A 16,561-nucleotide genomic window follows, 5' to 3' on the forward strand; every position below is an offset into this window, starting at 1 on the left:
CCGAGTGATTTCCGGGAGGAATCCATGGAACTCGCGTTCCTGAATCCACTGTACGAACATCCGGGGTCCTGGGCCTCCGCATACGTCGACCTGTCCCAGCACGAGGAGGACATGCACACCCAGCGCAGGCTGACGGCCGAGGCGGTGGCCCGGCATCTGCGGGAGCAGGGCGCCGACGAGGCCACCTGCCGGGCGGTGCACGACGCGGTGGCGGCCCTGGAACGCAGCACCGAGCCGTACGGGCGGGCCCTCTTCGCCCGGGACGGCGAGGTGGTCCTCCAGGTGCCGCTGACCCAGGCCCCGCCGCAGGGCCTGGTGTGCTGGGGCACGCTGCCGCACGTCACCCCGCTGCTGGACCTGGCCGGTGAGGACCCGGTGTCGCTGGTGGCGTACATCGACCGCACCGGGGCCGACTTCGAGCTGCGCAGCGCGGTGCTGCGGGAGGAGGCCGGGCATGTGACGGGCAGCCGGCAATGGCCGATGCACCGGGCGAAGGCGTCCGACTGGTCCGAACGGCACTTCCAGCTGAAGGTGGAGGACACCTGGGAGCACAACGCCCGGGAGGTCGCCGAGGCGCTCGCCGCCTGCCAGGCCGAGACCGGCGCCGATCTGCTGATCCTGTGCGGGGAGCCGCGGGAGTGCCGGTCGGTGCACGAGCGGTTGCCCGCGCATCTGCGGGACCGGGCCGTGGAGACCGAGCACGGCGTGGGCAGCAGGCTGCTGCCGCGGGAGGTGGCGGAGATCCGGGCCCGGCACGTGCGGGAGCGGATCCTGGCCGAGGTGGACCGGTACCGGTCCGCCCGGACGCCCGACGAGGAGCGGCGGGCGGCGGCCGTCGAGGGGGTGCCGGGGCTGATCGAGGCCGCCCGCGAACACCGGCTGGCCGAGCTGCTGATCCTCCCGGACGGGCCGGACACCGGGCGCGAGGTGTGGATCGGCGAGGACCCGGCCCAGCTGGCGGAGCGCCGTACGGAGCTGAGGGACCTCGGCGAACAGCACGCCTGGCCGGCCCGCGCCGACGACGCGCTGGTGCGGGCGGCCGTGGTGACGGACGCGCCGGTCTTCTCGCTGGCACCGGTGCTGGCGGACGCCCGCGAGGAGGCTCCGGCGGGCGGCATGGGCGCGCTGCTGCGCTGGCGGTAGCGGCCCGGCGTCCGGGAGCCGGGCCCGGGGTTACCGGGCCCGCTCGACGCGGCGTTCGTCCCAGACCGGTTCGGTGGTTTCGCGGACCCGGCCGTCGCCGCCGAAGACCAGGAAGCGGTCGAAGGAGCGGGCGAACCAGCGGTCGTGGGTGACCGCGAGGACCGTGCCCTCGAACGCCTCCAGCCCCTCCTGGAGGGCCTCGGCGGACTCCAGGTCGAGGTTGTCGGTGGGCTCGTCCAGCAACAGGGCGGTGGCACCGGCCAGTTCGAGGAGCAGGATCTGGAAGCGGGCCTGCTGTCCGCCGGAGAGCCGGTCGAAGGTCTGCTCGGCCTGCCGGGTGAGTTCGTAGCGGCGCAGCCGGGACATGGCCGCGCCCCGGTCCTGGGCGTGTTCCTTCCAGAGGATGTCCAGCAGGGTGCGGCCCTGGAGCTCCGGCTGCGCGTGGGTCTGCGCGAAGTGGCCGGGGACGACCCGGGCGCCCAGCTTCCACTCCCCCGTGTGCGCGACGTCCTCGCCGGCCAGCAGCCGCAGGAAGTGGGACTTGCCGGAGCCGTTGGAGCCGAGGACGGCGACCCGTTCGCCGTAGAAGACCTCCAGGTCGAACGGCTTCATCAGGCCGGTCAGTTCCAGCCCCTGGCAGGTGACGGCCCGTACGCCGGTACGGCCGCCCTTCAGCCGCATGGTGATCTCCTGCTCGCGGGGCGGCTCCGGCGGCGGGCCGGCCTCCTCGAACTTGCGCAGGCGGGTCTGGGCGGCGGCGTACCGGGAGGCCATCTCGTGGCTGACGGCGGCGGCCTGACGCAGGCTCAGCACCAGCTTCTTCAGCTGGGCGTGCTTCTCGTCCCAGCGGCGGCGCAACTCCTCGAAGCGGGCGAAGCGTTCGCGGCGGGCCTCGTGGTAGGTGGCGAAGCCGCCACCGTGCACCCAGGCGTCGGCGCCGGCCGGGCCCGGCTCCACGGAGACGATCTTCTCGGCGGCGCGGGCGAGGAGTTCACGGTCGTGGGAGACGAACAGGACGGTCTTCCGGGTCTCCTTCAGCTGCTGCTCCAGCCAGCGCTTGCCGGGCACGTCGAGGTAGTTGTCCGGCTCGTCCAGCAGCAGTACCTCGTCGGTGCTGCGCAGCAGCGCCTCCAGCACCAGCCGCTTCTGCTCGCCGCCGGAGAGGGTGCGCACCTCGCGCCACTGGGCGCGCTCGTAGGGGACGCCGAGGGCCGCGGTGGTGCACATGTCCCACAGGGTCTCGGCCTCGTAACCGCGCGCCTCGGCCCAGTCGGCGAGGGCCTGGGCGTAGCCGAGCTGGGCGGCCTCGTCGTCGACGGTCATCAGGGCGTGCTCGGCGGCGTCGACGGCCTTCGCGGCCTGCCGGATCCGGGGCGGGGCGACGGAGACCAGCAGGTCCCGTACGGTCGTCTCGTCGCGTACGGAACCGACGAACTGGCGCATCACGCCGAGGCCGCCGCCGACGGTGACGGTGCCGCCGTGCGGTTTCAGCTCGCCCGAGATCAGCCGCAGCAGCGTGGTCTTGCCCGCGCCGTTCGGCCCGACCAGGGCGACGACGGCGCCCTCGCCGACCCGGAAGGACACATCGCCCAGCAGCGCCCTCCCGTCGGGGAGGTAGTACTCCAGGTGCGCGGCTTCCAGATGTCCCATGGGCAGGCATTCTGCGCGGCGCGCGGGCGCGGGGGCAAACGGGTATCGGGCGGGCGGCGCGGTGGCCGTGGCTACGCCGACGTCCCCAGGGCCTCCCCGGCCGGGCCGCCCTCGCCGGCCGGTGTCACCGCGGCACCCTCCCAGGAGAGGGCCGTCCAGCCGTCGGCCGGGGTGCCCTCCAGGACGATCACGCCGGTGTTCTCCAGGGGGCGTTCCGCGGCGAAGGTCACATCGACGTTGGCGGCGCGGGCGGCGGTCCAGACCCGGATCGCGGCGCCGTGGCTGATCATGGCGACCGTCCGGGCCCCGCTCGCCGCGGCCTCGGCCACCACGGCGTCGTACCGGCCCAGGGCCTGGGTGCCGCTCTCCCCGCCGGGCATCCGCAGCGCGGTGTCCCCGGACGCCCACGCGAACGCGGTGCGCAGGTACCGCAGGCCCTCGGGGGTGTGCCCGGGCAGCCGTTCCAGATCGCCGGCGGACAGCTCGCGGATGCCGTCCCGTACGCGCACCTCCAGGCCGCGGGCGGCGGCCAGCGGGGCGGCCGTCTGCTGGGTGCGGACCAGCGTGGAGGCGTACAGGGCGTCGATGTCCTCCTCGGCGAGCGCCCCGGGCAGCGCGGCGGCCTGCGCCCGGCCGAGCGGGGTCAGCCCCGGGCCGGGCACGGCCGTGTCGAGCAGGCCGTCCACGTTGGACGGGGTCTGGCCGTGCCGGACGAGCAGCAGCCGCATCCGGGGTTCACCTCCGCGCGCGCACAGGAAACGGGCCCTTCAGGGTAACCGCACCCCATGAGCCCTGACCTGGACCTGACCGCCCCCGCGTCGGCCGCCGCCCGCGCCCGGCTGCGCACGCTGCTCGACCTCGACGGCCGGCTGTTCGAGGCCGCCGCCGCCTGGCACTGGCCCGGCGCCGAGCGGGTGCTGCCCCGGCTGAGCCGGGCCGCGAACCACGGCGTGCTGTGGTTCGCGTCGGCCGCCGTCCTGGCCGCGAGCCGCACGCCCCGCTCCCGCCGGGCGGCGGCCCGGGGCCTGGCCTCGCTCGGCCTGGCCTCGCTGACGATCAACACGCTCGGCAAGCGCTCGGTGCGCCGGGCCCGGCCGGAGCTGGACCCGGTGCCGCTGGTGCGGCGGCTGACCCGGCAACCGATCACCACGTCCTTCCCGTCCGGGCACGCGGCCTCGGCGGCGGCCTTCGCGACCGGGGTGGCGCTGGAGTCGCCGGGGTGGGGCGCGGCGGTGGCGCCGGTGGCGTTCTCGGTGGCGATGTCCCGGGTCTACACCGGGGTGCACTTCCCGAGCGACGTGCTGGCCGGGGCGGCGCTCGGCGCGGGCGCCGCCTTCGTGGTGCGGCGGCTGCTTCCGCCGCGCGCCCAGGCGGGGCTGCCCGCCCGGTCCCGCGTCGAGGTGCCCGCGCTACCCGAGGGCGAGGGGCTGGTGCTGGTCGCCAACCGGGCCTCGGGGACGGCGGACCGGGTCGGGGCGCTGCACGACGCGCTGCCGGGCGCGGAGGTGGTCCAGTGCGCGCCGGAGGACGTCGAGGCCGAGCTGGAGAAGGCGGCGGCGGGGGCCCGGGTGCTCGGGGTGTGCGGCGGTGACGGCACGGTGAACGCGGCGGCCCGGGTGGCGCTCAGGCACGGGCTGCCGCTCGCGGTGCTGCCGGGCGGCACCCTCAACCACTTCGCCGCCGATCTGGGCGTGGCGGACGAGCGCCTGCTGGCCCGCGCGGTCCGGCACGGGGAGGCGGTCCGGGTGGACGCGGGCCGGTTCACCGCCGGGAACCGGGAGGGCCTGTTCCTGAACACCCTGAGCCTCGGCGTGTACCCGGAGCTGGTGCGGGTCAGGGACCGCTGGTCGCACCGGATCGGCGGCTGGCCGGCCGGGGTGCTCGGCGCGCTGCGCGTGCTGCGGGCCGGCGAGCATCCGCTGGAGGTGGAGGTGGGCGGTGAACGGCGGCCCCTGTGGCTGCTGTTCGTCGGCAACGGGGTCTACCACCGCATGGGGCTCTCGCCGGGCCGGCGCAACGATCTGGCGGACGGGCTGCTGGACGTGCGGGTGGTGCACGGGGGCCGCAGGCCCGCGCTGCGGCTGCTCGCGGCGGCCGTGGCGGGACCGCTGACCCGGTCGCCGGCGCACTCGGCGGTGCAGGTGAACCGGCTGAGGCTGACCGGTGTCGCCCCGGGCACCCCGCTCGCCTACGACGGCGAGGTCACGTCGGTGTCGGGCGAGGTGACGCTGGAGAAGCTGCCGGAGGCGCTGACGGTCTACCGCCCGCTGGACATCACCGCCTGAGCACCCTTCGGTCCATATGGTGATACGTGGGTCTCATCATTCGGCATGCGCGCGTACGGTGGTGGCGTACCGGCGGACGGGTTCCGCCGGTACGCCACCGAGGGGACGAGGGGAAGGGGCACGGCCATGCCGAAGGCCGAGGAGACCGCCGTCTACACGCACGGGCACCACGAGTCGGTGCTGCGCTCGCACACCTGGCGGACCGCCGCGAACTCCGCGGCCTATCTGCTCGGCTCCCTGAAGCCCCACATGAAGGTCCTGGACATCGGCTGCGGCCCGGGCACGATCACCGCCGACCTGGCGGAGCTGGTCCCCGACGGCCATGTCACCGGCGTCGACCGGGCGCCCGGCGTGCTGGAGCGGGCCCGGGCCACCGCCGCCGCCCGGGGGCTGGCCAACGTGGACTTCGCGGTGGCCGACGTGCACGCCCTGGACCACCCGGACGACACCTTCTGTGTGGTCCACGCCCACCAGGTGCTCCAGCACGTGGGCGACCCGGTGCGGGCGCTGCGCGAGATGCGCCGGGTGACGAAGCCGGGCGGGTTCATCGCCGTACGGGACGCGGACTACGCGGCGATGACCTGGTATCCGGCGGTGCCGGGGCTGGACGACTGGCTGGACCTGTACGAGCGGGTGGCCCGGGCCAACGGCGGCGAGCCCGACGCCGGGCGCCGGCTGAAGGCCTGGGCGCGGGCCGCCGGACTGACCGACGTCACCGCCACCACCGGCACCTGGACGTTCAGCACCGCCGAGGAGCGGGCCTGGTGGAGCGGGCTGTGGGCGGACCGCACCCTGGCCTCCGCGTACGCCGACCGGGCGGTCCAGGGCGGCCACGCCACCCCGGAGCGGCTGCGGGCGGTGTCCGAGGCGTGGCGGGAATGGGGCCGGTGCGAGGACGGCTGGTTCGCCGTTCTGCACGGGGAGATTCTGTGCCGTAAAGAAGCCTGATTCGCGGATTTCTGGAAACCAGATCTGCAGGAGGTTTCACACTATGGTTCCCATCCTGCTGGTATTGCTTCTGGCCCTTGTTCTTTTCGGCGCCGGATTCGCGGTGAAGATTCTCTGGTGGATCGCCCTGGCGGTGCTGGTCCTCTGGCTGCTGGGCTTCGTGGCCCGCGGCACGACGGCCGGCGGCGGCAGGGGGCGCTGGTACCGATGGTGAGAACGCCCCGGCCGGCTTCCTAGTCGCGGGGCAGTAGCGGTCCGAGCGGCCCGAGGTCCAGGTTCAGGTCCTCGGGCCGCAGTCCGTAGCGGTCGCGCAGCTCGGCCATGCGGTCCTCCAGGAGCATCAGGGTGAGCCCGATCCGTTCCTCCTGCTCCTCGGTCAGCTCGCCGGTGTCGAAGCGGCGCACGGCCTGCCGCTCCATGAGCTGGCGCAGCAGTTCCACCACGGTCAGCACGAGTTTCACCAGGTCGCGCTCGACCGTGTCGGGTTCCAGGTCGAGCCGCTTGCGCGGGGTCACGTGGCCTCCTCGGACGGCTGGGCGGGCAGGAACCCGGGCTCGAAGGGCGAGGGCACCGCCGCGTTGACGGAGCTGATCAGCGCGTTCAGGTCGATGCGGACCAGGTCGACGTCCGCGATCCGCAGGGTGATGTCCCCGGTGATCACGACCCCGCCGGACAGCAGCCGGTCGAGCAGGTCGACGAGCGCGATCTCGCGCCGTTCGACTACGGTCACGACACTCCCTCCCCGGCGTCCGCCGCGCCCGCGCCGTTCCCGGCCTGCCCGGCGCCCCCGGTGTCCCCGGTGTCTCCCGTGAACGAATAAGCGGCCCACGGGCCGGTCAGTTCCACCCGGAATCCGGGCTCCTCGTCCTTCGTCCGGTCCACCAATTCCACGAATTCCTCGGAATGGGCCCGGGTCACCAGATAGGCCGCGTTGAGCACATTCAGTCCCGCCGCCCCGGAGAGCGCGGAATTCTGCGGAGGGTGCAGCCGGAAATCCTCGGCGCGTGCCGAGAGGCGCTCGTGCAGCGCGTGGGCGAACCGCTCGGCGCGCTGCCAGGTCTCCTCCTTCGCCTGGCCGCGCTCGCGGCGCCGGCGCAGATAGTCCCGGCCGCTCACGGGCTTCGCCGCCTCGGCGGGCGCCGCCCCGGCGGGCTCGGCGGCCGCCTCCTCGGCGTACACCTTCACGCCCCATTCCACCCGGCCGTCGAGCCGGTCGAGCAGGGCCCGGAAGTGGTCCTCGCCGGCCTCGATCATGACGCGTACGGCGCTGTCGTCGCGGAAGACGGTGGCGAGCCGCAGCGGCAGCGGGGTGGTGACCGTGGTGAGCGCGTCGACCACGCCCTGGTGGGCCCGGGCGGTCGCGGCGAGCCAGTCCAGGTCCTCCAGGTGGGCCTTCAGCGCCTCCTCGCCGAAGTCGGCCTCCGGGACCGTACTGACCACGGCGACCAGCCCGTGGTGGTGGAGCAGGCCGGCCGGGGCGCCCGCGACGCCCGTCAGCTCGGCCTGCAACGGCGTCCCGAAGGGACGGCACACGGCGTACACGTACCGCAGTCCGGTCATGGTGCCTCCTTCGGGGCGCGGCCCGGCTCCAGTTCCTCCAGCCGGGCGAGCCGTTCGCGCAGTTCGGCGTTCTCCCGGGCCAGCTCGTCCCGCCGGGCCCGGGAGGACAGGGCGGGATCGCTCTCCCACCAGTCGATCCCCATCTCCTTGGCCTTGTCCACCGAAGCGACGATCAGGCGCAGCTTGATGGTGAGCAGTTCGATGTCGAGCAGGTTGATCCTGATATCACCCGCGATGACGACACCCTTGTCGAGCACCCGTTCGAGAATGTCGGCAAGGTTGGCCCCCGATGCCTGTCCGTACGGCTCGGGCAGGCGGCTCGGTGTCGTCATCGACCACCCCCACGCCCGTCGCGTCCGTCGTCGTCGGGTTCCTCTTCCTCGTCCGTGTCCGTCTCGTCCTCCTCGTACTCGTCGTAGGCGCCCTCCTCGCCTTCCTCGCCTTCCTCAGGCTCCTCGGGCTCCTCCGGCTCCTCGTCCTCCTCCTCGTACCCGGCCTCGTAGGGCTCCTCTTCCTCTTCCTCCTCGGGCCCGGGCTCCCGGGACCCGTTCGCGGGCGCCCCGGCCTCCTCGTCCTCGTCCCCGGACGGCGCGGCTCCGGACTCCTGGTCCTCCTCCTCGGCCACGGCGTCCTCATGGCTGAGGACCACCTCGCCGTCGCGGATCTCGCCGCGCCAGGCGTCCTCCGCCTCTCCCTTGAGGGTGATGAAACGGGCGAAGTTCTTCAGGTCCAGCCTGGCCCGGCGGCCCTGGGCGCGCCAGATGTTGCCGGTCTTCTCGAACAGGCCCGTCGGGTAGTACTCCATGACCAGCAGCACCCGGGTGAGGTTCTCCTCCAGCCGGTGGAAGGAGACCACGCCCTTGGTGGTGCCCTTGGCGCCCTCCGAGGACCACTGGATGCGGTAGTCGGGTATCTGCTCGGTCGTCTTCGCCTTCCAGCTGCGGGCGGACCAGAAGATCTTCGCCTGCCAGTCGGAGTGGGTGTCGTCGGAGCGGCTCGCGCTCTTGACGCCCTTGGCGAAGGTGCTGAAGCTCTGGTACTGCGTCCACTGGTCGTAGGCGGTGCGCAACGGCACGCCCACGTCGACGGACTCCATGATGACGGTGGGCTTCTTGCCCGCGCCGCGCTTCTTGCCCTTGCTGCCCCCGAGGTTTCTGACCGCGTCCATCACGCTGTCCTTGGCCCGGGAGGCGCCCAGCTCCAGCGCCGAGCGCACCGGACCCTTGCCCTCGGCCAGCTTGCGGCCGCCCTCCAGCGCCAGCTTGGCGAAGCCCGGGCTGTTGCCCTCGGCGATGTCGTTGAGCCGGACGGTGGTCTCGCCGAGCTTGCGGCCGGCACCGGCCAGCATCCGCTCGGCCTGCGCCATCAGATAGGCGCGGGCCTCCTCCTTGAGCCGGTCGGCGGCCTCGCTCCGGGCGAGGCCGGTCAGCGGGCCCGTGGCCTTGGAGGCCGTGGAGCGGAGGGTCTCGGTCATCGGTCATCGCCGCCCTTCGAGTGCCGGGTGACGGCGCCGCGGGCGGCCTCGCCGACCCCGGCCGTGCGCTTCGCCGCCGCCTTCCCGGCCGCGCCGGTCTTCCTGGCCACTCCCTTGCCGGCGGCGGACAGCGGCTTCCCGGCCGCCTTCCCGCCCGACGCCTTCCGTTCGGGAGCCTTCTTCTCGGCGGACCCCCGCTCGGCGGTGCCCTTGGCGGGGGCCTTCCGCTCCGGGGGCCTCTTCTCGGCCTCCTTGCGCCGGGTCTCCCCCCGGGAACCGCCCTTCGGCCGGGCGCCGTCCTCCTCTTCGGCCTCCTCGGGCTCGTCGCGCTCCTCGCGGGAGCCGGCGGACCGGCCGCCCGCCATCTGGTCGCGCACCTGATCGGTGCGCCGGGCGAGCCGGTCGGCGAGCGAGCCTATCTGCCGCTCGACCACCGCACCGGTGGCCGCCTTGCCGACGCCCCGCAGCTCGCCGCGGAGCTGGTCGCCGATCTCCTTGAACTGCGGGTTGGCCAGCAGTTGCCGGTTCACCTGCTCCACCAGCGCCCGCGGGCCCAGGTTGAGCTTCTTGCCGGCCACCAGGGAGCCGACCGCGAGCGCCGCCTTCAGCTTCTTCGTGCGGCCCAGCAGATATCCGGCCCCTACGGCGAGTCCCAGCGCCGTCCTGTTCATCGTCCCCTCCCGTTGCCAGTCGTGTCGCCGGAGTGCATGGCGGTCTCCAGCCGGTCGAGCAGCTCGTCCTCGCGCCGGTCGAACTCCTCATCGGTGATCTCGCCCGCCATGAGCAGTTCTTCGAGGCGGGCCAGCTCCGCGCGGATGGCGGCCGGGTCGTAGTAGATCCGTTCCGCCTCCCGGAGCACCTGCCGGATCGCCCAGGCGCCACCGCGCACGGGAGCGAGGGGCAACATCACGAGTTCCGAGATCAGTCCCACGGGAGCCTCCTTCCGGCCGGGCCCGCCGCTACGGCGCTCCGGCATCGGCGCCGACCGTGCTGCCCGCCGGTTCGGCCGGGCCGGGGTCGACGAAGCTGTACGGCGGCAGCGGGCCGTTGACCCGCAGCTCGAGGTGGGGGTGGCTCTTGCGCACCCCGTCGACCGTGGCCAGGAAGTCGTCGACGCCGTCCCGGGGCAGCAGGTAGGACACGTTGAACAGCCAGCCGGTGGACTCCGGGCCCACGCTGACCGCGGCGGCGCCCGGCTGGAGCAGGCGGCGCACCTCGGCGGCGTCCTCGCCCTCCTTGGCCTTGACCGCGGCGGCGACCAGCTCGCCGAGGCGGATCTTGTCGTCGTAGCTTCCGCCGCCCGCCTTGCGGTTGGCGTCGGCGAGGGAGCGGATCTCCGTGTTCTCGGCCATCACCCGGTGCAGCACGGCGTCCTGGATGTGACTGGCCTTGACGTTGTACTCGACCTTGCCGTCCAGTTCGCGCAGACGTTCCAGATAGTGGTCCGCCCGCTCGGTCAGCACCGACCGCACGGTGTCGTCGTCGTCCGCGACGCCGCCGAACCGCATGGGCAGCACGCAGCCGCCCGCGCCCGCCTCGGCGAGCACGTTCTGGTGCGCGAGCAGGTCCCTGCGCTTGGGCCGCAGCCCGTCGGGGGCGTCGCTGACCAGCGCGGCCAGCTCACCCACCGTGACGATCCGTACCGGCCGGGGCGGTTCGCCCACACCGGGCATCCCCTCCGGGAGCCCCGGGTGCGAGCGTGCGGCGATGCCGTAAACGTAGGTGCTCACTCCTCTTCCTCCCTACGACGGGCCGTGGTCCTGCGGGCGCTCTGCCGGGGCTCGCGCTCGCCCTCCTCACGGGCCTGCTTGAAGGCGTCGGCCACCGTCTGCGCGGCGCCGGACAGCGCTCCCTTGGTCTTGCCGCGGGCGCCGCCCTCGGTGATCTCGCCGACGAGATCGGGCAGGCCGGGGCTGCGGTGCGGGCCCGCCTCAAGGTCGAGGCGGTTGCACGCCTCGGCGAAGCGCAGATAGGTGTCGACGCTGGCCACGACGACCCGGACGTCGATCTTCAGGATCTCGATGCCGACCAGGGAGACCCGCACGAACGCGTCGATGACGAGTCCCCGGTCGAGTACCAGCTCCAGGACGTCGTAGAGGCCACTGGTGCCGCCTCCGCCGCCGGGCTGCTGTGCCGGGAGAACGGTCATACCGGCCCTTCCTCCTCGTGAGTAGTCCGGCCACGCCGTACGCGTGGCCGCGGTGCGCGGACGGTCGGCCTAGCCACCGGAGCGGCGGGACTCGACCCGCCCGCGCTCGTAACGGCGGACGCGCCGGTAGCCCTCGAGTTCTCCGTCCGGGCTCAGCTCGACCTGGTAGGTCGCCATGACGCTCATGGTGTCCGGCACCCGGTCGATCTCGACCACCTCCACCTCCAGCGACCAGCCGTCCGCGGTCTGCTCGAAGGAGGTCACCGCCTCGGGGACGAGTCCGGTGAGTTCGCTGAGCTGCTCGCGCGCCGAGCGCAGCACCCGCATGGGGGTCGGCCGTCGGTCGTCCGCCTCTGCTCGTTCGTCGTGTGTCTGTTTCCGGTCGTTCTGTGAAGGCTGTGTCCGCGATGTGCTGTGTGTGTTCGACATGAGCCACCTCTTCGTGCGGGTGGCCCCTCATGCCCTGGCCAAACCTTCAGGAGCGGATGTCCGCGAGACGGCGCCGGGCCGGGCCCAGGCCGCGCCCGCGGTCCGGCAGCCCGGCCCAGGGGTCGGCACGGGCCTGCTCCAGGGTGTCGGCGAGCGTCCAGCGGCGGGCGCCGGTCCCGGGGTCGTCCAGTTGTTCCCAGGTCAGCGGCACGGCGACCGGGGCGCCGGGGCGGGCGCGGACGGTGTAGGGCGCGACCGCCGTCTGCGCGTAGGCGTTGCGCTGCACGTCCAGGTACAGGCGGTCGCCGCGGTCCGCCCGGCGGGCGGCGGTGGTGAGCCGGTCCGGGTGCCGGGCCACGGCGCGCTCGGCGACCTGGCGGGCGAAGGCGCGTACGTCGTCGACGTCGTGCCGGCCGTTCAGCGGGACGACGAGGTGCAGACCGCGCGAGCCGGTGGTCATGGGGGCGACGGGCAGGTCCAGCTCCGTCAGCAGCTCCCGCAGCCATCCGGCCGCCTCCCGGACGGCGGCGAAGTCCTCCCCGGGGGGATCGAGGTCGAAGACCAGCCGGTCGGGGTGGTCCGGGCCGCCGGCCCGGTCGGTGCGGGCGAGCCAGCGGTGCAGGGTGACGCAGGCCTGGCCGGCGAGGTACAACAGGGTCGCGGTGTCGTCGCAGACGACGTGGGTGACCGTGCCGCCCTCCTTGGCGACCTCGGCGCGGGTGATCCACTCCGGGTAGTGCGCGGGGGCGTTCTTCTGCATGAACCGCTCGCCGTCCAGGCCGTCCGGGTAGCGCTCCAGCATCAGCGGACGGCCCCGCAGGTGCGGCAGCAGATACGGCGCGACGGACCGGTAGTAGTCGGCGAGGTCGCCCTTGGTGTACTCGGGCGCGCCGTCGCGGCCGGGGAAGAGGACCTTCCCCGGCCGCCGGATCTCCACCGTGCGCCGGCCCGCCCGGACCGTCCGCGCGGCGTCGTGGCTCATCGCACGACCGCCTCCTCGACCAGCAGCCGGGCCGCCGCCGCGATGCCCGCGGAGTCGATGCCGGCCGCGTGCAGCTGCTCGTCCGGGGCGGCCGAGCCCGGCATGGTGCGCACGGCCAGCCGGACCAGCCGCGGGCACGGCCGGCCGTCGCCGAACACCTCCGCAACGGCGTCCCCGAGGCCGCCCTCCGGGTGGTGGTCCTCCACCGTGAGCAGGCAGCCGGTCTCCTCGGCGGCCCGGTGCAGGGTGGCGGCGTCGACGGGCTTGACCGAGTACAGGTCGACGACCCGCACCGCGATGCCCTCCTCGGCGAGCCGGTCGGCGGCCGTCAGCGCCTCGGGCACGGTCACCCCGGCCGCGACGATCGTCAGCCGGTCGTCGTCGCCGGAGCGCAGCGTCTTGCTGCCGCCGACCGGGAACTCCTCGTCCGGGCCGTAGATCACCGGTGTCTTGCCTCGGGAGGTGCGCAGATAGCGGATACCGTCCAGCCCGGCCATGGCCGCGACGAGCCGGGCCGTCTGGTTGGCGTCGCACGGGTAGAGCACCGTGGAGCCGTACACGGACCGGAACATCGCCAGGTCCTCCAGGCCCATCTGCGAAGGCCCGTCCTGGCCGATGGCGACACCGGCGTGCGAGCCGACCAGGTTGATCCCGGAGCCGCTGATGGACGCCATGCGCACGAAGTCGTGGGCGCGGGTGAGGAACGCGGCGAACGTGGCGGCGTACGGCACCCAGCCGCGCGTGGCCATGCCGACCGCACTGGCGACGAGCTGCTGCTCGGCGATGTAGCACTCGAAGTAGCGGTCGGGGTGTTCCTTGGCGAACTCCTCGGTGCGGGTGGAGTCGCCGACCTCGCCGTCCAGGGCGACGACGTCGCCGCGCGCGGTGCCGAGCGCGGCCAGGGCCTTGCCGAAGGCGTCCCGGGTGGCGGCCTCCTCGCCCACCTCGAAGTGCGGCAGCCGGACCGCCTCGGTGGTGACGGAGCGCAGCGCGGCGGCGACCTGCGGTTCGCTCACCCGGACCCGCAGGTCGCGCCGCCCGCCGAGTTCGGCGACGGCCTCCTCGGCCTCGGGCAGCGGCTTGCCGTGCAGTCCCTCGCGGTCCTCCACGGCGGCGACGCCCTTGCCCTTGAGGGTGCGGGCGAGGATCACGGTGGGCTGCCCGGCGGTGGACAGCGCCTCCCCGTAGGCCCGGTCGATCTTGTCGATGTCGTGCCCGTCGGTCTCGACGGTGTGCCAGCCGAACGCCTGGAAGCGGCGGGCGTAGGCGTCCAGGTCGTGGCCGTGCCGGGTGGGGCCGCGCTGGCCGAGCCGGTTGACGTCCACGATGACGACCAGGTTGTCCAGGTTCTCGTGGCCCGCGTGTTCGGCGGCCTCCCACACCGAGCCCTCCGCCAGCTCGCTGTCGCCGCACAGCACCCACACCCGGTAGCCGGTGCGGTCCAGCCGCTTCCCGGCGAGCGCGATGCCGACGCCGACCGGCAGGCCCTGGCCGAGCGAGCCGGTGGCCGTCTCCACCCAGGGCAGCCTGCGGGGCGTCGGGTGGCCCTCCAGCCGGCTGCCGAGCTTGCGGAAGGTGACCAGTTCGCCGTCCTCGATGGCGCCGGCCGCCTTGTACGCGGCGTACAGCAGCGGTGAGGCGTGTCCCTTGGACAGCACGAAGCGGTCGTTGGCGGGGTGTTCGGGGCGCTCGAAGTCGTAGCGGAGGTGGTTGGCGAGCAGGACGGCCAGCAGGTCGGCGGCGGACATCGAGGACGTGGGGTGCCCCGATCCTGCGGCGGCGGACGCCCGCACGCTGTCCACGCGCAACTGCTGGCCGAGTTCGGCGAGTTCGTCGGTGTTCATGAGTCTCCTCGGTCTCCTTACAGGTCTGCTGGGGGCCGGCTCCGGTTCGCCCGCGGGCTCAGCCGGCCGGGCCCGGGCCGCCGGTGGAGCCTCCGAGGTCTTCCGCGTAACCGGGGCCGGGGCGGCCAAACGCCGGGCGGGTCACCGTTGCGCCGTCCGGGGGGCGCCCGGTACGCCGACGGGCACTCGGGCGCCCGCGCCCCGGCGGCGTTTCGCGCGGGCGCGCCCGGTTACCCGGCCACACCAGGTACGACACCAGCCTCGCGGAGGTTTCCCCATGCCCGAGTACGGCTACTTCCTGGCGGCCGAGGAGCACGACCCCGCGGCCCTGATCGAGCAGGCCCGGATGGCCGAGCAGGCCGGGTTCCAGGCGCTGTGGATCTCCGACCACTACCACCCGTGGAACGACGAGCAGGGCCAGAGCGCGTTCGTGTGGTCGGTGATCGGGGCGCTGTCCCAGGCGGTGTCACTGCCCGTCGAGACGGCCGTGACCTGTCCGACCGTACGCATCCACCCGGCGGTGCTGGCGCAGGCGGCGGCGACCAGCGCGGTGCTGACCGGGGGCCGGTTCCGGCTCGGCGTGGGCACCGGCGAGGCGCTCAACGAGCACATCCTCGGCGACCGCTGGCCCCCGGTGCGGGTGCGGCTGGAGATGCTGGAGGAGGCCATCGAGGTGATGCGCCGGCTGTTCACCGGCGAGGAGGTCAGCCACCACGGCACGCACTACACGGTGGAGAACGCCCGCCTCTACACCGTCCCGGACGAGCCCGTCCCGATCGACATCTCCGCCTTCGGCCCCAAGGCGCTGTCGCTGGCCTCCCGGGTGGGCGACGGCTTCATCACGATGGTGCCGGACAAGGAGATGGCCGACCGGTTCCGCGCGGACGGCGGCGGGACGAAGCCCGTCAGCGGCGGCACGAAGGTGTGCTACGGCACCGACCGGGACGCGTGCGTCCGTACGGTGCGCCGGCTCTGGTACAACGAGCTGCTGCCCGGCGAGATGGGGCAGGTGCTGCCCTCACCCCGGCACTTCGAGCAGCTCCAGGAGCTGGTCACCGAGGACATGGTGCGGGAGAAGGTCGTGTGCGGCGACGACGTCGAGCAGCACGTGAGCACGTTGCGGGCGTTCGCCGACGCCGGGTTCGACCGGGTGTACGTGAACCAGATCGGCCCGGATCAGCGGGGGTTCTTCGACTTCTACCGGACGAAGGTGCTGCCGCAGCTTGCCGGGTGAGCGGTGTCAGGCCCTGTGGTGCGGGACGTCCGGCGGGTTCTGGGGCATCGGCGGGTACGGCATGCCCAGGCCCGTCGGCGGGGCCCCCGGTGCGGTACCGCCGACGACGCGGTGCGGCGGGTGCGGGCTGTGCCGGCCGTGGGCCGCGCCGCGCAGGGCGTACGCCGCCACGCCCAGCAGCGCCGCCGTGAGCAGGGCCGCGGCCCAGCCGGGCAGCCCGGACGCCAGCGCCAGGCCCACCGCGAGGGCCACCGCGGCGCCCGCGTACAGGGCGACGGCGCCCGAGGCGGCGTAGAGCAGGGCGGTGCGGCGCTGCCTGCGGGTCTGCTCCCGCAGTTCGTCGCGTACCGTCTCGCGGGCCACCTGGGCCAGTTCCTCGACCAGGTGCCGGTCCAGATGATGTTCCAGGTTTTCCGAACGGTTGTTCATGCCCTGCGGGTACCCGTCCCCCACAGCGGGTAACGCGGGAGCCGTGCACGCCCCCGGCGGCCCCAACTAGGCTCGTCCGCATGGAGATTCTGGGCGCTTCGCTGCGCATCTGCGTCGACGACCTCGATACCGCGATCCCCTTCTACGAGCAGCTGACCGGCGGCCGGGCGCTGCGCTTCACGCGCGGCGGTGTCGAGGTCGCCGCGGTCGGTTCGTTCCTGCTGATGAGCGGCCCCGAGGAGGAGCTGGAGATCCTGCGCAAGGTGGCGGCGACGATCGCGGTGAAGGACGTGGAGGAGGCCCACCGGCTGCTGACCGGGCTGGGCGCGCGGGTCGTCGCGGGACCGGTGCCGACACCGGCGGGCCGCAATCTGCTGGCCGTGCACCCGGACGGGTCGGTCTTCGAGTACGTGGACCAGCAGCGCGGCTGAGCC

General features: G+C 73.7%; 21 protein-coding genes. 6 read left to right on the forward strand and 15 right to left on the reverse strand.

The genetic code is table 11. The annotated features are described in order from the left end of the window. Positions 1 to 24: 24 nt before the first annotated feature. Positions 25 to 1,143: a Vms1/Ankzf1 family peptidyl-tRNA hydrolase gene (locus tag ACSURM_RS07485; protein ID WP_436954173.1), complete on the forward strand. Its 1,119-nt coding sequence runs from the start codon at positions 25 to 27 to the stop codon at positions 1,141 to 1,143. 30 nt (positions 1,144 to 1,173) lie between these two features. On the opposite strand, the gene ACSURM_RS07490 is transcribed toward ACSURM_RS07485, so the two are convergent. Together ACSURM_RS07490 and ACSURM_RS07495 are read right to left on the reverse strand one after the other, a co-directional pair. Next, on the reverse strand, positions 1,174 to 2,793 hold the full coding sequence (locus tag ACSURM_RS07490; RefSeq protein WP_436954174.1) for an ATP-binding cassette domain-containing protein: 1,620 nt from the start codon (positions 2,791 to 2,793) through the stop codon (positions 1,174 to 1,176). A 71-nt stretch (positions 2,794 to 2,864) separates the two neighbouring features. Further along, positions 2,865 to 3,521, reverse strand: coding sequence for a histidine phosphatase family protein (locus ACSURM_RS07495; protein ID WP_436954175.1), 657 nt, complete (start codon positions 3,519 to 3,521; stop codon positions 2,865 to 2,867). A gap of 57 nt (positions 3,522 to 3,578) precedes the next feature. On the opposite strand from ACSURM_RS07495, the gene ACSURM_RS07500 reads away from it, so the two are divergent. The 3 genes from ACSURM_RS07500 (at position 3,579) to ACSURM_RS07510 (ending at position 6,240) form a co-directional block, all read left to right on the forward strand. Continuing rightward, a complete protein-coding gene (locus tag ACSURM_RS07500) occupies positions 3,579 to 5,078 on the forward strand; it encodes a bifunctional phosphatase PAP2/diacylglycerol kinase family protein (protein WP_436954176.1) in 1,500 nt (499 codons plus the stop codon). Positions 5,079 to 5,204: 126 nt separating this feature from the next. Further along, positions 5,205 to 6,026, forward strand: a complete 822-nt coding sequence (locus ACSURM_RS07505; protein ID WP_436954177.1) for a class I SAM-dependent methyltransferase — start codon at positions 5,205 to 5,207, stop codon at positions 6,024 to 6,026. A 43-nt stretch (positions 6,027 to 6,069) separates the two neighbouring features. Beyond that, on the forward strand, positions 6,070 to 6,240 hold the full coding sequence (locus ACSURM_RS07510; protein ID WP_030605834.1) for a hypothetical protein: 171 nt from the start codon (positions 6,070 to 6,072) through the stop codon (positions 6,238 to 6,240). A gap of 19 nt (positions 6,241 to 6,259) precedes the next feature. On the opposite strand, the gene ACSURM_RS07515 is transcribed toward ACSURM_RS07510, so the two are convergent. The 12 genes from ACSURM_RS07515 to ACSURM_RS07570 form a co-directional block, all read right to left on the reverse strand. Then, positions 6,260 to 6,541: a gas vesicle protein K gene (locus ACSURM_RS07515; RefSeq protein ID WP_436954178.1), complete on the reverse strand. Its 282-nt coding sequence runs from the start codon at positions 6,539 to 6,541 to the stop codon at positions 6,260 to 6,262. Further along, complete coding sequence (locus tag ACSURM_RS07520; RefSeq protein ID WP_436954179.1) at positions 6,538 to 6,756, reverse strand: gas vesicle protein; 219 nt, start codon at positions 6,754 to 6,756, stop codon at positions 6,538 to 6,540. The genes ACSURM_RS07515 and ACSURM_RS07520 overlap by 4 nt, the downstream gene beginning before the upstream one ends. Beyond that, a complete protein-coding gene (locus ACSURM_RS07525) occupies positions 6,753 to 7,586 on the reverse strand; it encodes a GvpL/GvpF family gas vesicle protein (RefSeq protein ID WP_436954180.1) in 834 nt (277 codons plus the stop codon). The genes ACSURM_RS07520 and ACSURM_RS07525 overlap by 4 nt, the downstream gene beginning before the upstream one ends. After that, positions 7,583 to 7,918 (reverse strand): gas vesicle protein, encoded by a 336-nt coding sequence (locus ACSURM_RS07530; protein WP_189990679.1) that lies wholly within the window; start codon positions 7,916 to 7,918, stop codon positions 7,583 to 7,585. The genes ACSURM_RS07525 and ACSURM_RS07530 overlap by 4 nt, the downstream gene beginning before the upstream one ends. Next, on the reverse strand, positions 7,915 to 9,060 hold the full coding sequence (locus ACSURM_RS07535) for an SRPBCC family protein (RefSeq protein WP_436954181.1): 1,146 nt from the start codon (positions 9,058 to 9,060) through the stop codon (positions 7,915 to 7,917). The genes ACSURM_RS07530 and ACSURM_RS07535 overlap by 4 nt, the downstream gene beginning before the upstream one ends. After that, on the reverse strand, positions 9,057 to 9,731 hold the full coding sequence (locus tag ACSURM_RS07540; RefSeq protein WP_436954183.1) for a DNA primase: 675 nt from the start codon (positions 9,729 to 9,731) through the stop codon (positions 9,057 to 9,059). The genes ACSURM_RS07535 and ACSURM_RS07540 overlap by 4 nt, the downstream gene beginning before the upstream one ends. Continuing rightward, the gene (locus tag ACSURM_RS07545) at positions 9,728 to 9,991 is read right to left on the reverse strand and encodes a gas vesicle protein GvpG (protein ID WP_436954184.1); all 264 of its coding nucleotides are present in this window, start codon (positions 9,989 to 9,991) and stop codon (positions 9,728 to 9,730) included. Before ACSURM_RS07545 ends, ACSURM_RS07540 begins: the two co-directional genes overlap by 4 nt. 28 nt (positions 9,992 to 10,019) lie before the next feature. Beyond that, on the reverse strand, positions 10,020 to 10,790 hold the full coding sequence (locus tag ACSURM_RS07550; protein ID WP_359045249.1) for a GvpL/GvpF family gas vesicle protein: 771 nt from the start codon (positions 10,788 to 10,790) through the stop codon (positions 10,020 to 10,022). Continuing rightward, positions 10,787 to 11,209 carry a gas vesicle structural protein GvpA gene (locus tag ACSURM_RS07555; protein ID WP_436954185.1) on the reverse strand — a complete coding sequence of 141 codons (423 nt, stop codon included), beginning with the start codon at positions 11,207 to 11,209 and terminating at the stop codon, positions 10,787 to 10,789. Before ACSURM_RS07555 ends, ACSURM_RS07550 begins: the two co-directional genes overlap by 4 nt. A gap of 69 nt (positions 11,210 to 11,278) precedes the next feature. Next, on the reverse strand, positions 11,279 to 11,638 hold the full coding sequence (gene gvpO / locus ACSURM_RS07560; protein WP_436954186.1) for a gas vesicle protein GvpO: 360 nt from the start codon (positions 11,636 to 11,638) through the stop codon (positions 11,279 to 11,281). Positions 11,639 to 11,684: 46 nt separating this feature from the next. After that, positions 11,685 to 12,620 carry a non-homologous end-joining DNA ligase gene (gene ligD, locus ACSURM_RS07565; protein ID WP_436954187.1) on the reverse strand — a complete coding sequence of 312 codons (936 nt, stop codon included), beginning with the start codon at positions 12,618 to 12,620 and terminating at the stop codon, positions 11,685 to 11,687. Continuing rightward, entirely contained in the window at positions 12,617 to 14,464 is a 1,848-nt protein-coding gene (locus ACSURM_RS07570; RefSeq protein WP_436954188.1) for a transketolase, read from the reverse strand. The genes ligD and ACSURM_RS07570 overlap by 4 nt, the downstream gene beginning before the upstream one ends. Before the next feature lie 277 nt (positions 14,465 to 14,741). Between ACSURM_RS07570 and ACSURM_RS07575 the strand changes: the two genes are divergently transcribed. After that, complete coding sequence (locus tag ACSURM_RS07575) at positions 14,742 to 15,698, forward strand: LLM class F420-dependent oxidoreductase (RefSeq protein WP_436954189.1); 957 nt, start codon at positions 14,742 to 14,744, stop codon at positions 15,696 to 15,698. A 6-nt stretch (positions 15,699 to 15,704) separates the two neighbouring features. On the opposite strand, the gene ACSURM_RS07580 is transcribed toward ACSURM_RS07575, so the two are convergent. Continuing rightward, complete coding sequence (locus tag ACSURM_RS07580) at positions 15,705 to 16,127, reverse strand: phage holin family protein (protein ID WP_436954190.1); 423 nt, start codon at positions 16,125 to 16,127, stop codon at positions 15,705 to 15,707. An 80-nt stretch (positions 16,128 to 16,207) separates the two neighbouring features. Between ACSURM_RS07580 and ACSURM_RS07585 the strand changes: the two genes are divergently transcribed. Beyond that, on the forward strand, positions 16,208 to 16,558 hold the full coding sequence (locus ACSURM_RS07585; protein ID WP_436954191.1) for a VOC family protein: 351 nt from the start codon (positions 16,208 to 16,210) through the stop codon (positions 16,556 to 16,558). Positions 16,559 to 16,561: the final 3 nt, after the last annotated feature.

The sequence above is a fragment of the Streptomyces sp. SudanB182_2057 genome (assembly GCF_964272715.1).
In the GTDB taxonomy this organism is placed as follows: Bacteria; Actinomycetota; Actinomycetes; order Streptomycetales; family Streptomycetaceae; genus Streptomyces; species Streptomyces rubradiris.

Bases quoted from the DNA above. Each gene is read 5' to 3' on its own strand.
- ACSURM_RS07570 (WP_436954188.1), bottom strand. From the start codon at position 14,464: ATGAACACCGACGAACTCGCCGAACTCGGCCAGCAGTTGCGCGTGGAC.
- ACSURM_RS07585 (WP_436954191.1), top strand. From the start codon at position 16,208: ATGGAGATTCTGGGCGCTTCGCTGCGCATCTGCGTCGACGACCTCGAT.
- ACSURM_RS07525 (WP_436954180.1), bottom strand. From the start codon at position 7,586: ATGACCGGACTGCGGTACGTGTACGCCGTGTGCCGTCCCTTCGGGACG.
- ACSURM_RS07495 (WP_436954175.1), bottom strand. From the start codon at position 3,521: ATGCGGCTGCTGCTCGTCCGGCACGGCCAGACCCCGTCCAACGTGGAC.
- ACSURM_RS07535 (WP_436954181.1), bottom strand. From the start codon at position 9,060: ATGACCGAGACCCTCCGCTCCACGGCCTCCAAGGCCACGGGCCCGCTG.
- gvpO (WP_436954186.1), bottom strand. From the start codon at position 11,638: ATGTCGAACACACACAGCACATCGCGGACACAGCCTTCACAGAACGAC.
- ACSURM_RS07505 (WP_436954177.1), top strand. From the start codon at position 5,205: ATGCCGAAGGCCGAGGAGACCGCCGTCTACACGCACGGGCACCACGAG.
- ACSURM_RS07540 (WP_436954183.1), bottom strand. From the start codon at position 9,731: ATGAACAGGACGGCGCTGGGACTCGCCGTAGGGGCCGGATATCTGCTG.
- ACSURM_RS07490 (WP_436954174.1), bottom strand. From the start codon at position 2,793: ATGGGACATCTGGAAGCCGCGCACCTGGAGTACTACCTCCCCGACGGG.
- ACSURM_RS07485 (WP_436954173.1), top strand. From the start codon at position 25: ATGGAACTCGCGTTCCTGAATCCACTGTACGAACATCCGGGGTCCTGG.
- ACSURM_RS07500 (WP_436954176.1), top strand. From the start codon at position 3,579: ATGAGCCCTGACCTGGACCTGACCGCCCCCGCGTCGGCCGCCGCCCGC.
- ACSURM_RS07530 (WP_189990679.1), bottom strand. From the start codon at position 7,918: ATGACGACACCGAGCCGCCTGCCCGAGCCGTACGGACAGGCATCGGGG.
- ACSURM_RS07580 (WP_436954190.1), bottom strand. From the start codon at position 16,127: ATGAACAACCGTTCGGAAAACCTGGAACATCATCTGGACCGGCACCTG.
- ACSURM_RS07555 (WP_436954185.1), bottom strand. From the start codon at position 11,209: ATGACCGTTCTCCCGGCACAGCAGCCCGGCGGCGGAGGCGGCACCAGT.
- ACSURM_RS07575 (WP_436954189.1), top strand. From the start codon at position 14,742: ATGCCCGAGTACGGCTACTTCCTGGCGGCCGAGGAGCACGACCCCGCG.
- ACSURM_RS07510 (WP_030605834.1), top strand. From the start codon at position 6,070: ATGGTTCCCATCCTGCTGGTATTGCTTCTGGCCCTTGTTCTTTTCGGC.
- ligD (WP_436954187.1), bottom strand. From the start codon at position 12,620: ATGAGCCACGACGCCGCGCGGACGGTCCGGGCGGGCCGGCGCACGGTG.